At 55.4% G+C, this 13,744-nt stretch carries 12 protein-coding genes; 8 read left to right on the top strand and 4 right to left on the bottom strand.

Going from position 1 to position 13,744, the window contains the following annotated elements; translation table 11 throughout:
• The first annotated feature begins 4 nt into the window (after nucleotides 1-4).
• The gene (locus tag CAP48_RS13195) at nucleotides 5-811 is read left to right on the top strand and encodes a metallophosphoesterase (RefSeq protein ID WP_100697468.1); all 807 of its coding nucleotides are present in this window, start codon (nucleotides 5-7) and stop codon (nucleotides 809-811) included.
• Between the two features lie 214 nt (nucleotides 812-1,025).
• On the opposite strand, the gene CAP48_RS13190 is transcribed toward CAP48_RS13195, so the two are convergent.
• A complete protein-coding gene (locus CAP48_RS13190; RefSeq protein WP_100697466.1) occupies nucleotides 1,026-1,478 on the bottom strand; it encodes a CBS domain-containing protein in 453 nt (150 codons plus the stop codon).
• 235 nt (nucleotides 1,479-1,713) lie between these two features.
• On the bottom strand, nucleotides 1,714-3,126 hold the full coding sequence (locus CAP48_RS13185; protein ID WP_242444485.1) for a YihY family inner membrane protein: 1,413 nt from the start codon (nucleotides 3,124-3,126) through the stop codon (nucleotides 1,714-1,716).
• Between the two features lie 346 nt (nucleotides 3,127-3,472).
• On the opposite strand from CAP48_RS13185, the gene CAP48_RS13180 reads away from it, so the two are divergent.
• From CAP48_RS13180 to CAP48_RS13165, 4 genes are all read left to right on the top strand, one after another.
• On the top strand, nucleotides 3,473-3,847 hold the full coding sequence (locus CAP48_RS13180; RefSeq protein ID WP_242444492.1) for a DUF2069 domain-containing protein: 375 nt from the start codon (nucleotides 3,473-3,475) through the stop codon (nucleotides 3,845-3,847).
• Nucleotides 3,847-5,334 carry a YdiU family protein gene (locus tag CAP48_RS13175; protein ID WP_100697464.1) on the top strand — a complete coding sequence of 496 codons (1,488 nt, stop codon included), beginning with the start codon at nucleotides 3,847-3,849 and terminating at the stop codon, nucleotides 5,332-5,334. The genes CAP48_RS13180 and CAP48_RS13175 overlap by 1 nt, the downstream gene beginning before the upstream one ends.
• A gap of 169 nt (nucleotides 5,335-5,503) precedes the next feature.
• Nucleotides 5,504-6,559, top strand: a complete 1,056-nt coding sequence (gene aroC, locus CAP48_RS13170) for a chorismate synthase (RefSeq protein ID WP_100697462.1) — start codon at nucleotides 5,504-5,506, stop codon at nucleotides 6,557-6,559.
• A 115-nt stretch (nucleotides 6,560-6,674) separates the two neighbouring features.
• Nucleotides 6,675-7,289 carry a glutathione S-transferase family protein gene (locus tag CAP48_RS13165; RefSeq protein WP_192871337.1) on the top strand — a complete coding sequence of 205 codons (615 nt, stop codon included), beginning with the start codon at nucleotides 6,675-6,677 and terminating at the stop codon, nucleotides 7,287-7,289.
• Nucleotides 7,290-7,386: 97 nt separating this feature from the next.
• Here CAP48_RS13165 and fahA read toward each other — a convergent pair whose 3' ends face one another.
• Nucleotides 7,387-8,715, bottom strand: coding sequence for a fumarylacetoacetase (gene fahA / locus CAP48_RS13160; RefSeq protein ID WP_100697458.1), 1,329 nt, complete (start codon nucleotides 8,713-8,715; stop codon nucleotides 7,387-7,389).
• 114 nt (nucleotides 8,716-8,829) lie between these two features.
• Nucleotides 8,830-10,149: an aspartate aminotransferase family protein gene (locus tag CAP48_RS13155; protein WP_242444484.1), complete on the bottom strand. Its 1,320-nt coding sequence runs from the start codon at nucleotides 10,147-10,149 to the stop codon at nucleotides 8,830-8,832.
• Between the two features lie 350 nt (nucleotides 10,150-10,499).
• Between CAP48_RS13155 and leuC the strand changes: the two genes are divergently transcribed.
• The 3 genes from leuC to leuB are packed head-to-tail and all read left to right on the top strand — an operon-like array spanning nucleotide 10,500 to nucleotide 13,685.
• Nucleotides 10,500-11,903 carry a 3-isopropylmalate dehydratase large subunit gene (gene leuC, locus CAP48_RS13150; protein ID WP_100697456.1) on the top strand — a complete coding sequence of 468 codons (1,404 nt, stop codon included), beginning with the start codon at nucleotides 10,500-10,502 and terminating at the stop codon, nucleotides 11,901-11,903.
• 4 nt (nucleotides 11,904-11,907) lie between these two features.
• Nucleotides 11,908-12,564, top strand: coding sequence for a 3-isopropylmalate dehydratase small subunit (leuD, locus tag CAP48_RS13145; protein ID WP_100697454.1), 657 nt, complete (start codon nucleotides 11,908-11,910; stop codon nucleotides 12,562-12,564).
• Nucleotides 12,565-12,608: 44 nt separating this feature from the next.
• Entirely contained in the window at nucleotides 12,609-13,685 is a 1,077-nt protein-coding gene (gene leuB, locus CAP48_RS13140; RefSeq protein WP_100697452.1) for a 3-isopropylmalate dehydrogenase, read from the top strand.
• Nucleotides 13,686-13,744 lie beyond the last annotated feature (59 nt).

Below are 13,744 nucleotides of genomic sequence, written 5' to 3'. Positions count from 1 at the left end.
GAGCATGTATCGGATCATCCAGCTTTCAGATGTTCACTTTGGCACGGTCAATGCAAACGTTCTGAATGCACTGGTCCATGCCGTCAGGCACTTGTCTCCTGCATTGTGTGTTGTCTCGGGGGACATCACCCAGCGCGCTACGCGTCGCGAATTTCAGGCGGCCAGTGCTTATTTCAATACCCTGCCATCGCCCGTGTTTTGCATTCCCGGCAACCATGATATTCCGCTGTTTGCGCTCTGGACGCGTTTTACGAATCCTTACGGGCGTTACCGTCGATATCTTCACAAGGAAGTGGAGCCGTTATTCGAAACCGAGCAAGCCATTGTCATTGGCGTCAATACCACCACGCCATTTCGACATAAGCGCGGTATCGTGACCGATGCGCAGATCCGACGGGTGGCGCAGCTGGCAGCAAAGAATGCAGCAAAAAAAAGCGTGCTCGTGGTCGCCCACCATCCATTTCATGTGCTGGAGCAGGCGGATCACGACCAATTGGTGGAAAACCATGAGGCTGCCATTCGCGCGTGGTCGGCGGCCGGCGTGGATTTGATCATGGGGGGGCATGTTCACGTTCCGTTTGTTTACCCGCTGACCCAATGCTACCCGGACCTGCCTAATCCGATGCTGGTTGTACAGGGCGGAACCACCACCTCCTTGCGGGTTCGTCGCCATATTCCCAACTCATTGAATGTCGTGGACTTGTATCCGGAAAAGAAGATTCACATTACGACTTGGACCTATCAACCCAAAGACGATAGTCACCCGAATCGGTTCATGTGCGTAGAAAAAGATATGTGGAAAACGAATTAGGCCTGAAGGCCTGGGCAAGGGCGGCTACTGGCGGGACGGTATCGGTGAATGTCAGATAGACGTTGGCCAGGCGTCGGATAGAATCGGGCAGATGTCGGTAGAAGCCGGGCCTGCATCGGACAGAAGGGATTGACCTTGGGTAGACGCCGAGCGGGGGCGGCGGCCTTGTCGGGAAGGCGCGGCGCCGGGCAACCGTTCGCGCGCCCAGGGTTGCCTAGTCTTTATCGTTTTCGGTGTCCTCCGGCCAGTCGCGGATATAGGCCTTGAGCATTTTGTTTTCGAATTTGGACGCTTCCAGCATGGCGCGCGCCATATCGTAGAACGAAATGACGCCCATCAGCACAGGTCCGTCCATGACCGGAACATAGCGTGCGTGGTGTTCCAGCATGAGCCGTCGGACTTCCTCTGCGTCGGTGTTTGGCGATACGCTGACCGGAGCATCATCCATGATTTTGCGGATAGTGGTATTTTCGGTAGAGCCCTCATGGATGTGGCGAATAATTTCGCGGAAGGTGAGCATGCCCGTCAATTGTCCCTGTTCCATGATGACGAGCGAACCGATGTCGCGCTCACTCATGGTGGCAATGGCTTCTGCCACGGACTGGTCCGGTGTGGCGGTGTAAAGGATATTGCCCTTGACCCGCAAGACTTCACTGATTTTCAACATGGCAATCCTCCTGTAGCCCTTTTCTGCAATCCGATGTTCTGATCGGAAACTGTTCCTGGTTAAATGGGAATGTACCCGAAATCGACCGCCATGCAAAGCTATTCAGATGCAATCGCCGGCCGCGGCGCCCGGTCCCGGATGCCTGGCGCTTGAGCACCAGGCGCCGGTGGCCGCAACGTCTGGCCGATTCGCGACAAGGCAATGTCCTTGCAATCCCGCTTTTGATTTGCCGGTCTTACGGGGCGTTTACGGTGGTATTGGTGGCAGCGGCCAGCACGGCTGCCGTCTTGCCGTCGTCGGTATCTGTGTCCGCTATAGGCGGTGTAGCGGAACCCGAGTCTGCTTCATCCAGATACAGAATGTCACGCAGCTTAACGGTATTGTCTTCAGTCATCAGCCGTGCAATCACCTGGCGCAATGCCGGATCATGGCTGATCTCGATCACCTTGCTGTCGAACAGGAAGCAATCGGCCAGCGGATCCAGGCTAGCACTCAGGCTGCTGGCCAGTACCCAACGCTCAGAGCGTTTGCCGGCCGTGTTGACGATGTAACCCAGGGATACCAGCGGCTCAAGGATATCCAGGGTTTCGCTGTAATTCATCTTTATCTGGCCGGCAATATAGCTTGTGCCATAGCCGGGCGGATTGCGATCGCGTGCGCTATGCAACAGGCGCAACACAAACAGTGCGGTCACGAAATGTACGCCAGGCGACATCTTGTCGTGCATTTGGCCGCTGCGAATCTGTGGCGCCAATGCGGCGACCGTCGCTCCGAAAAGTACGACCAGCCATGACAAGTAAATCCATAACAGAAAAATCGGAATCGTGGCAAACGCGCCATAGATCAGGGTGTAAGAGGGGAACTGGGTAATATAGTATGCGAAGGCGGCCTTCATGATCTCCAGCAAAATGGCCGTGGTATAGCCGCCGATCATCGCATCTTTCCATGCCACTTTCCGGTTAGGCACCAGATAATAGAGCAGGGCGAAAATCAGGCCGGAAACAATAACCGGCACCAGTGTGAATAACACACTTTTGATCACCGAAAACTGGGTCACCAGTCCGAGCTGTTCCTGTGCGATATAAGAGGAAGTCCACAGACTGGCACCCAAAAAAATGGGTCCCAGCGACAAAATGGCCCAGTACACAAGAATCCGCTGTCCGATAGGACGGCGACGGGTCACGTTCCAGATATCATTGAGCACTTCGTCGATGGTCATCATCAGCATAATAGAAGTGACAATCAGAAAGCCCACACCGATGGCCGTCAGCTTTGAGGCCTGCTGGGCAAACATGTTCAGATAACTCATGATGGTTTCGGACACGGTCTCCGGCATGAGATTGTGGGTCAGAAACTCTTCGAGCGAGACTTTGAAATCAGTAAATAGCGGGAAAGCGGTAAACAGGGAAAGAATGACGGCCAGCATCGGCACAATCGCCAGAACCGTAGTAAAGGTCAGGCTGGAGGCCACTTGAGTGAGCTTGTCGCGTAGCAGCCGCTGAATGCCGAACATGACTGCTTTTTTATAGAACTGGAACCCCAGTTCCGAGTCTCCCATATTTAGCCGCAATTCCTCTTGCGCTTCTATTGCTTCCTGCGTTTCCTGTTTTTTTTGTTGTTCCAAATCGAAATCGTGATGTTTTGTCATGGTCAGATGCTGGTTTACCGCGTCGGAAAGGCCAACACGATGATACTCGGTTCAGGATTGTTTCAGTATAACAAACCGGACCGCCCCTGCCGCTGCGCTGTTTGGTCGCTTGTTCCAAATTGTAAATCCGCAACGGCAGTCAGCGTTAAAGCAATTGCCAGCGAGACAGCGAATATAATGAGGACATTGATTAGCCAGACTTGGAACCATTTTGACAAAGCCTTCTTCTGCGCCTGCTGCCAATATGCAGCAGGCCGATCCCTCCGGTTCACGTTCGTCGTCAGTCACCTCCGACGCGGTAGGTGCACCGGAACCCACATCGGCATCGGTGCACAGACCGCAACAAATAGCGTTGGATTCGCGCTATCGTGTGGCTGCGTTTGCTTCTCTTTTATTGTTGTTTCTGTTATGCATCGCCTGGGAACTGTTTCTTGATCCACTGGTGCCAGGCGGCAGTTTATATGTATTGAAGGCTTTGCCGCTACTGTTTCCTTTATACGGGGTATACAAAGGTAATCTGTATACGCTGCAATGGGCGTCCATGCTTGTCCTGCTGTATTTTACCGAAGGCGTCGTACGATGGTACTCGGATATCAGCACGACGTCTTCCATGCTCGGGGCAGTTGAGACCGTATTGTCGGTTGTGTTTTTTCTCGCTGCCATTTTTTATGTCCGGCCTGCGAAGCGAGCAGCCAAACAGGCCAAAAAGCAGGGGAAATAATGAAGCAATCAAACCTGACAGTCAGCAACGAATTTGCCGCACTGTCACCGGCGTTTTATACGCGACTCAAGATGCAGGGCCTGACAGACCCGACGCTGCTGCATGTCAACCCCGATGTGCTGGCACAACTGGGTTTGACGATGGATGATGCGCGTTCGCCGCAATTTCTGTCTATCATGTCCGGTAATGCCGATTTGCCAGGAGGCATTACGCTGTCCGCGGTGTATAGTGGGCACCAGTTTGGTGTCTGGGCCGGCCAGTTGGGGGACGGCCGCGCACACCTGTTGGGTGCGATTCGCGGCACCGATGTCGATGGCAAACCCACAGACTGGGAAATTCAACTGAAGGGATCGGGCAAAACGCCGTATTCACGGATGGGAGATGGCCGTGCTGTGCTGCGTTCATCCATTCGCGAGTATCTGGCCAGTGCTGCCATGACCGGGCTGGGCATTCCGACTACGCAGGCCTTATGCCTGGTCGGGTCCGATGATCCGGTCTATCGCGAAACCGTTGAAACGGCAGCCATTGTGGCGCGTGTCGCGCCGTCTTTTGTGCGATTCGGTTCCTTCGAACACTGGTATGCAGCCAAGGACACAACCCGGCTGCGAGAATTGCTCGATTATGTGATCAGTCACTTTTTCGCACAAGAGGTGCCACGCCAGGACAGTGAACATACCCTGAATGATGTCATCGAGCGCTTTGTCGATGTGGTGATTGAACGCACGGCCACGCTGATGGCCGACTGGCAATCTGTCGGATTCAATCATGGCGTTATGAACACCGATAATATGTCGGTGCTGGGTCTGACGATCGATTACGGGCCCTTTGGCTTTATGGATGGCTTCCAAATCAATCACGTTTGCAATCATACGGATACGCAGGGCCGCTACGCGTGGAACGCGCAACCGTCAGTGGGTCTTTGGAATTTGTATCGATTTGCCAATTGCTTTGTTGCCCTGGGCGCAGACCCCGAACGGCTCAAGGGGCGGCTTGAACGCTACGAGGGGCTGTTCATTGCCGCCTATCGTCAGCGCATGGTCGCCAAATTGGGGCTGGACGTCTGGAAGGAGGGCGATGACGAGCTTATTGACGGCTGGTGGCGAGTGCTGCATGAACAGTCGGCAGACTTTACGCTCAGTTTTCGCTATCTGTCTCAGATTGACGACGATGAAGGCGGGTTGCGCAGTCTTTTTGCGGATACGACCGCCCTGGAACAATGGCTGGTAACGTACCGGACGCGCCTGCAGGACAACGATAGTGATGCGCAGACACGTGCTCGCCTCATGGACCAGGTCAATCCGCTATATGTGTTGCGTAATTACCTGGCGCAGGAAGCGATAGAGGCCGCTGAAAAAGGCGATATGAGCGTGACCGATGCATTGCTGCAGGTCTTGCACGATCCTTACACTGCACATCCTGGCATGGAGCATTATGCGCAGCAGCCACCGGCGTGGGGACGTGAGCTTGAAGTCAGTTGCTCATCATAATAAGTAATTGCGGTCAATCTGGTGCTGCATTGGCTGCCCGGGCGGGGCAGCGGCCAAATAAGTGCGTCGGGCTGCTGGCGCTTGCGCTTGGGTACGGTCAGTTTCTGGTATTCTTCAGTACTTTCCTTGATCAGCAACAGACGCGCCAACCAATTCTAGTGGATAAGATATGTCGGGTAACACATTAGGCAAGCTTTTTTCAGTCACCAATTTTGGTGAATCCCATGGACCGGCTATCGGCTGCGTTGTCGACGGCTGTCCGGCAGGCATGGACTTGTCTGCCCAGGATATCCAAATGGAGCTTGACCGTAGACGGCCTGGAACATCGCGCCACGTTACCCAAAGGCAGGAGCCTGATACCGTCGAGGTTTTGTCGGGCGTCTATGAAGGCAAGACCACGGGTACGGCAATCGGCTTGCTGATCCGCAATCAGGATCAGCGCAGCAAAGATTATTCGGCAATTGCCGATACCTTTCGTCCCGGTCATGCCGATCGTACCTACTGGGAAAAATATGGCATTCGTGATCCTCGCGGGGGCGGCCGTTCCTCTGCGCGGTTAACGGCGCCTACGGTCGCGGCCGGAGCCATTGCCAAAAAATGGTTGAAAGAAAAATTTGGCACCGTCATCCGGGGGTATATGAGTCAGCTTGGCCCCATACAGATTCCCTTCAAATCGTGGGACGCGGTTGCCACCAACCCGTTTTATGCAGCCGATGCCGCTGTTGTCGCCGAACTGGAGGCGTTTATGGATCGGTTGCGCAAGGATGGCGATTCAATTGGCGCTCGCATCGAGGTGGTGGCCCAAGGTCTGCCGGCGGGCTGGGGCGAACCGTTGTACGACAGGCTTGACGCCGATATTGCACATGCAATGATGGGCCTGAACGCGGTAAAAGGCGTGTCTATCGGAGCGGGGTTCGAGTGCATTGCCCAGCGCGGTTCCGAGCATGGGGACGAGCTGACGCCCGACGGTTATCTGAGCAATCATGCGGGCGGCGTACTGGGTGGCATTTCCACGGGCCAGGATATTACGGTTTCGCTTGCCATCAAGCCTACCTCCAGTATTCGTATCGAGCGCAAGTCGATCAACCGGGCCGGTGAACCGGTCATGGTGCAGACGCTGGGCCGTCACGACCCCTGCGTAGGCATTCGCGCTACGCCGATTGCCGAAGCCCTGCTGGCGTTGATCCTGATTGATCATGCTTTGCGCCAGCAAGCCTATCGCTAATTTTTGCGTTGTAGCGTCAGGCGCATCATGCTTTGACGCGTGTCAGTGGTGAGCCAATGGCTGTATGGTAAATTCGTGGTGAAATCGCGATCTTGCGAAACAGGAGAAACCGATGATGAAACTCTATGGATTTGGCCCTACGCGCTCGCTTCGTGTGCTTTGGGCGCTCCAGGAACTTGACGTTCCCTTTGAATTTGTATCTGTTAACCTGGCAGCGGGGGAGAACAAAGATCCGGATTTCTTGCGGCTGAACCCGACCGGCAAAATACCCGTGCTGGTAGACGGAGATCTGATTCTCACCGAATCGGCGGCCATCGTTATGTACCTGGCAGAAAAGTATGCGGCCAAGGGACTGATGCCGGCTGATTTAAAACAGCGTGCGCTGGCATACTCGTGGTCCATGTTTGCCGTCACGGAGCTGGAGCAGCCGCTGTGGCGGATTGCCAGGCATTCCTTTGTGTATCCCGAAAGCAAACGTCTTCCCCAGGATGCGGCGCTCGCCAGGGAGGAGTTCCTGCAGATGGCCGCGATACTGGCCCACCACATACAGGGACGCGAGTTCATCGTTGGCGATAGCATCACCATTGCGGATTGCGTGACCGCCTATGTGCTGGACTGGGGCGACCACATCGGATTGCTGGAGAACTATCCGAACCTGAAGGCCTATCTTGCGCGCATGTATACGAGGCCCCATGCGCCGCAGCGACTTGCGCAGGCGATGGCCAAATGAACAAAGAATCATGAAACGGACAGCACAGCCAAGTTTTGTACGGTCCGTTTTTGCATAGCCAGCTGCTTAGTGCGTGCGTATTGTACCTATCACACGCTTATTGCGACTTGAAATTCGCTTTGAGGACGGTGCCCGATACCATGCCAAACGAGATGTCGGGGTAGCCATCTTTTTTACATACGGCTTTCATGATGATTTCATCGCCATCTTCCAGGAAGCTGCGACTTTCACCCCAAGGTAATGTGATGGGTTTTTTGCCAGCAGCCGTCAGCTCCAGCAGTGAGCCGGCCTGTGAGGCGTCCGGGCCGGAAAGCGTACCGGTACCAAGCAGGTCGCCCGGCTGCAGGTTGCAGCCGTTTACCGTGTGATGCGTAATGAGCTGCGAGGCAGTCCAGTAGGCATCCTTGAAGTTGCTGGTGGCCAGGGTATATGGCTGCTGACCACTATCGCGTGACTGCTGCGTGGTAATTTGCACTTCGACTTCGATATCATAGGCACCGCCTTCCGCATTGGCTTGCGATTGCAGGTAGGGCAGTGGTTGCGGATCGCTTGCCGGATGAGAGAATGTCGTGCGGAATGGCTCGAGCGCTTCGGTAGTGATAATCCACGGAGATATAGTAGAGGCAAAATTTTTGGAAAGAAATGGGCCCAAGGGCACGTATTCCCACGCTTGCAGATCCCGCGCGGACCAGTCGTTCAGAATGCAGAAGCCAAAAATGTGTTTTTCGGCTTGTTCAATTTCAATGCGCTGTCCCTGTTCGTTGCTTTCACCCACGAAAATGCCCAGCTCAAGTTCATAGTCAAGCCGCTTGCAAGGACCGAAATCGGGCGCATCGCCTTCATTTTGCGGCTTTGTCTGGCCCACGGGGCGAGGAAAAGCCTGACCGGAGACGCCGATGCTGGAGGCCCGGCCGTGGTAGCCGATGGGCACCCATTTGTAGTTTGGCAACAGCGGGTTATCAGGCCGGAATTGTTTGCCGACGGCCGTTGCGTGATGCACAGAAATATAGAAATCGGTGTAGTCGCCGATGCGTGACGGCGTAATGAATTCTGCGTCTTCCTGTGCGACAAGCAAGGGCCGGATGGCGTCTTCATGGGCCGATCCGGTGCGCAGCGCTTCTGATAATGCTTGTCGCAACGCAGACCAGTAGGGCTGGCCAAGCGCCATCAGGCCATTGAGCTGTATGGCCTGGCAGGCTTCCAGGGCCTGCTGCGCCTTGTCGGTAAACAGATTCAGGTCATACAGGCGGGACAGATCGACTATCTGGTTGCCGATGCCCACGCCGGGACGAAATGCTTCGCCGGATCCGTGCCGGCGAAACGACGCAAAAGGCAGATTCTGGATGGGAAAACCGTTGCCCGTTATGTTGGCACTGTCTACCCAACTGGTCAGATCTGCCTGGTGTGTTGCGTTTAATGTAATCATGATTCGATAGTTAACAATAGATTGCGGTTGTCAAGTGTACCCAATATTGTGCTCCTGGCCCATTCGCAGAATCCCGCAGATAACGGCTTGAGGTCTGCGGAGCACGAAGGCCGGTTATGCGGTCTGGGAGATGGCCTTGCCCAGCACATCAAACAGAGTAGCGATCTGTTCTTCGCTAATAATCAGCGGCGGCGAGATGGCAATGGTATCGCCCGTGTAGCGTAACAGTACGCCTGCTTCATAGCAACGCTGAAAGACTTCGGCGGCGCGTGCGCCGGGGGCGTTTTCCCGTGGTGCCAGCTCTACACCGGCGACGATGCCCAAATTACGCACATCGATGACATTGGGCACGCCGTTGAGTGCATGAGCAGCCGCTTCGAAAACGGGAGAGAGCTTTCTGGCATTGTCGAAAATACGTTCGGACTGATAAAGCGCCAGCGTGGCGCCAATGGCCGCCATGGCCAGTGGGTGGCCCGAGTAAGTATAGCCATGGAACAACTCGATGCCATTGTCGCTGGCGTTGACCACGGCATCGTACAGGGTATTTTTGACAGCGACCGCACCCACGGGCACTGCTGCGTTGCTGATTCCCTTTGCCATGGTGATGATGTCGGGCGTGACGCCAAAATACTGGCTGGCCGTATTGGCGCCCAAACGGCCAAAGCCGGTAATGACTTCATCGAAAATCAGCAGGATTCCGTGTCGGCTGGTAATGTCGCGCAGCCGTTCCAGGTAGCCTTTGGGCGGAACCAATACGCCGGTCGAGCCGGCCATGGGCTCGACAATGACGGCCGCAATGGTTGAGGCGTCATGCAAGGCAACGATCCGCTCCAGTTCGTCGGCCAGATGCGATCCCCAGGTGGGCTGTCCTTTGCTGAAGGCATTCTGTTGCAGATTATGCGTGTGGGGCAGGTGATCGACGTTGGGAATCAGCGAATTGGCAAAAGCCTTGCGGTTCGGGCTGATGCCGCCCACCGAGATGCCGCCAAAGCCCACGCCATGATAGCCGCGTTCGCGTCCAATCAGGCGGGTGCGCTGCGGCTGGCCATTTGCCCGGTGGTAGGCCAGTGCTATCTTGAGCGCCGTGTCTACCGATTCGGAGCCGGAATTGGTAAAGAAAATGCGCTGCATCTCTTGCGGCATGAGCGCGGCCACGGCTGTGGCAGTCTCGAAGGCCAGGGGATGACCCATCTGGAAACTGGGCGCGTAATCGAGCGTGGTCGCCTGTGCGGCAATCGCCTGGGCGATTTCATCACGGCAATGACCGGCGTTGACGCACCATAGTCCGGCGCATCCATCAAGTATCTGGCGTCCGTCGGTGTTTTTGTAGTACATGCCTTTAGCCGAAGACAGCAGGCGAGGCGCTTCCTTGAAGCTTCGATTCGCGGTAAAGGGCATCCATAAATGGGAAAGGTCGGGTGTCTGCGGTGTCATTTGTCTCTCCGGGTATTTGCTCTCTATTCTACTCACAATACTGTTAATTTTCTGTTTCCGATACGGCTTTTGCGGGGAAGCGACACTTGGCTCAGCCGAACGCACGCCCATTAAATATAGTAGTATTCATACCAGTATATTGTATTGACTTGTTAACGCTGACGAATCGGCCATAATACAGCTATCGTACATGCTTGCGTCTGGCGCGTTCTGCCCAGCGCATTGCCCAATTCATGTGCAGTCCGGCAGGTGTTGTCGCATCATGCCGGGCGGCAGCATAAACGGGTACGCACGGCAGCGCTTGCGCTTTGACGCATTAACCCGCATACCAGCATTATCAGGAGAACATTTTGGCTCAGACCCTTTACGATAAACTCTGGGACGCCCATGTGGTGCACCAGGAAGATGATGGCACCTGTCTTTTATATATTGACCGTCATTTGCTGCATGAAGTGACCAGTCCTCAGGCATTTGAAGGCCTGGCACTGGCCGAACGCAAGCCATGGCGTCTGTCGGCCAACCTGGCGGTGGCCGACCACAATGTGCCGACCATGGGTCGCGCCCAGGGTATCAGTGATCCCATCTCCAAACTGCAGGTCGATACGCTGGACAAAAACTGCGAGACTTATGGCGTAACAGAATTTCGCATGAACGATCTGCGCCAGGGCATTGTGCATGTGATCGGTCCGGAACAGGGTGCAACCTTGCCTGGCATGACCGTGGTTTGTGGTGATTCGCACACCAGTACCCATGGCGCGATGGGCGCACTGGCTTTTGGCATCGGCACCTCGGAAGTGGAACATGTACTGGCCACGCAGACCCTGTTGATGAAAAAGAACAAGAATATGCTTGTTCGCGTGAATGGCGATCTGCCTTTTGGCTGCACCGCCAAGGACCTGGTTCTGTACGTTATCGGTATTATCGGCACCGCTGGCGGCACGGGCCACGCCATTGAATTTGCCGGCAAAGCCATCAGCGATTTGTCCATGGAAGGCCGCATGACCGTCTGTAATATGGCGATCGAAGCCGGCGCGCGTTCGGGTATGGTCGCCGTAGACGATAAAACTATTCAGTATTTCAAGAACCGTCCTTATTCACCCACGGGCGTCTTGTGGGATCAGGCGGTTAGCTACTGGAAGACATTGCATTCGGATGCCGATGCCAAGTTTGACAAAATCGTTGACATCGATGCCCGTCAGGTGCGCCCGCAAGTGACTTGGGGAACCTCGCCCGAGATGGTTCTTTCCATTGAAGACCGTGTTCCTGATCCCGATCGTGAAAAGGATGATGTCCGGCGCAACGGCATGGAGCGTGCGCTGCAGTATATGGGCCTGGAGCCCAATACGCCCATTGCTGACATCCGTGTAGACCGCGTATTCATTGGCTCCTGTACCAATTCCCGAATTGAAGACCTGCGTGCCGCCGCCCAGGTGGCGCGTGGCCGCCGCGTGGCCGCCAATGTCATCCAGGCCATGGTGGTGCCCGGATCCGGTCTGGTCAAGCAGCAGGCCGAAAAAGAAGGGCTGGACAAAATTTTTGTGCAAGCCGGCTTCGAATGGCGTGAACCGGGCTGCTCCATGTGCTTGGCCATGAATGCCGACAGGCTGGAGCCGGGAGAGCGTTGCGCCTCCACCTCCAATCGCAACTTCGAAGGCCGTCAGGGGCAGGGCGGCAGAACCCATCTGGTGAGCCCCGCCATGGCAGCCGCGGCCGCTATTGCCGGCCATTTCGTCGACGTCAGAAAATTAGGATAACAGCATGGAAGCATTTACCCTTCATGAAGGTCTCGTTGCACCCCTGGATCGCGAGAACGTGGATACAGACCTGATCATCCCCAAGCAGTTTTTGAAATCCATCAAACGTTCGGGCTTTGGCCCCAATTTGTTCGATGAGCTGCGTTATCTGGATCATGGCGAACCGGGCATGGACAACAGCAAGCGGCCGCTGAACCCCGATTTTGTATTGAACCAGCCGCGCTATCAGGGCGCCAGTGTCCTGCTCGCGCGCAAAAATTTCGGGTGTGGTTCAAGCCGCGAACATGCGCCGTGGGCGCTTACCCAGTACGGATTCAAGGCGATCATTGCGCCTTCGTATGCCGATATTTTCTTCAACAACAGCTTCAAGAACGGCCTGCTGCCCATTGTGCTTTCCGAATTGGAAGTGGCCCGATTGTTTGACGAAGTGCGTGCATTCAGCGGCTACAAGTTGCGGATTGACCTCGAACGCCAGGTGGTCATTACTGCTGACGGGCGGGAACTGGGCTTTGAGGTCGACGCCTTTCGCAAATACTGCCTGCTTAACGGCTTTGACGACATAGGCCTGACATTGCGGCGCTCGGACAAGATCCGCGCATTCGAAGCCGAGCGGCTGGCGCGTCATCCCTGGCTGGAAGGCAGTGCCGGAATCAGCGGATAAGTCTGAGCCGATAAACCTATATCAAATCAAGAGAAATACGCGTTATGACACACACAATTGCAGTTCTTCCCGGTGATGGCATCGGTCATGAAATCGTTGAACAGGCCCAGCGGGTGCTCGGCGCACTGGGGCTGGACCTGACGATGGAACAGGCGCCGGTCGGCGGCACGGCTTATGATTTGCATGGCCATCCCCTGCCGGAAGCGACGCTGGCGCTGGCCAAACGCAGCCAGGCCATCCTTTTTGGCGCTGTAGGCGGATGGAATTACGATTCGCTGCCGCGCGAGCATCGTCCTGAACAGGCCATTCTGGGCCTGCGCAAGAACCTGGGCTTGTTTGCTAATTTGCGGCCGGCCATTCTTTATCCGCAGCTGGCCAATGCCTCATCCCTCAAGCCCGAAATTGTATCTGGCCTGGATATCCTGATCATCCGCGAGTTGACAGGAGACATTTACTTCGGCCAGCCCAGGGGCATGCGTGTGGTTCAAGAGGGCCAATTCAAGGGTGAGCAGGAAGGCTTTGATACCATGCGCTATGCCGAGTCCGAAGTTCGGCGCATCGCACGCATCGGTTTTGAAGCCGCGCAAAAACGCAGCAAGAAACTGTGCAGTGTAGACAAGGCCAACGTGCTGGAAACCTCGCAGTTCTGGCGCGATATCGTGATAGACGTGTCCAAGGACTATCCCGATGTCCAACTGTCTCATATGTATATCGATAATGCCGCCATGCAGTTGGTGCGTGCGCCCAAGGAATTCGATGTCATCGTGACCGGCAATATCTTCGGCGATATTCTGTCGGATGAGGCGGCCATGCTTACCGGCTCAATCGGCATGTTGCCGTCGGCCTCCCTGAACGCCTCCAACCAGGGCTTGTATGAGCCGAGCCACGGTTCAGCACCGGATATTGCCGGCAAAAATATGGCCAATCCGCTGGCGACCATCTTGTCGGCCGCCATGATGCTGCGCTATTCGCTGAACGAAGCAAGCGCGGCCGCTCGCGTGGAAGATGCCGTCAAGGCAGTGCTTGAGCAAGGGTTGCGTACAGCCGACATTTATGAGGCGGGCACCACAAAAGTTTCCACTTCTCAAATGGGTGATGCCGTATTGAAAGCGTTAAACTGATATAGTTATAAGATTCAGTTACTTATCAGGGCGGATGGCGCGCATGGCTGCGCACATCC

It is taken from the genome of Advenella sp. S44 (assembly GCF_002810445.1).
GTDB lineage: Bacteria > Pseudomonadota > Gammaproteobacteria > Burkholderiales > Burkholderiaceae_B > Advenella.
This window is presented reverse-complemented; position numbering and strand designations above follow the sequence as displayed.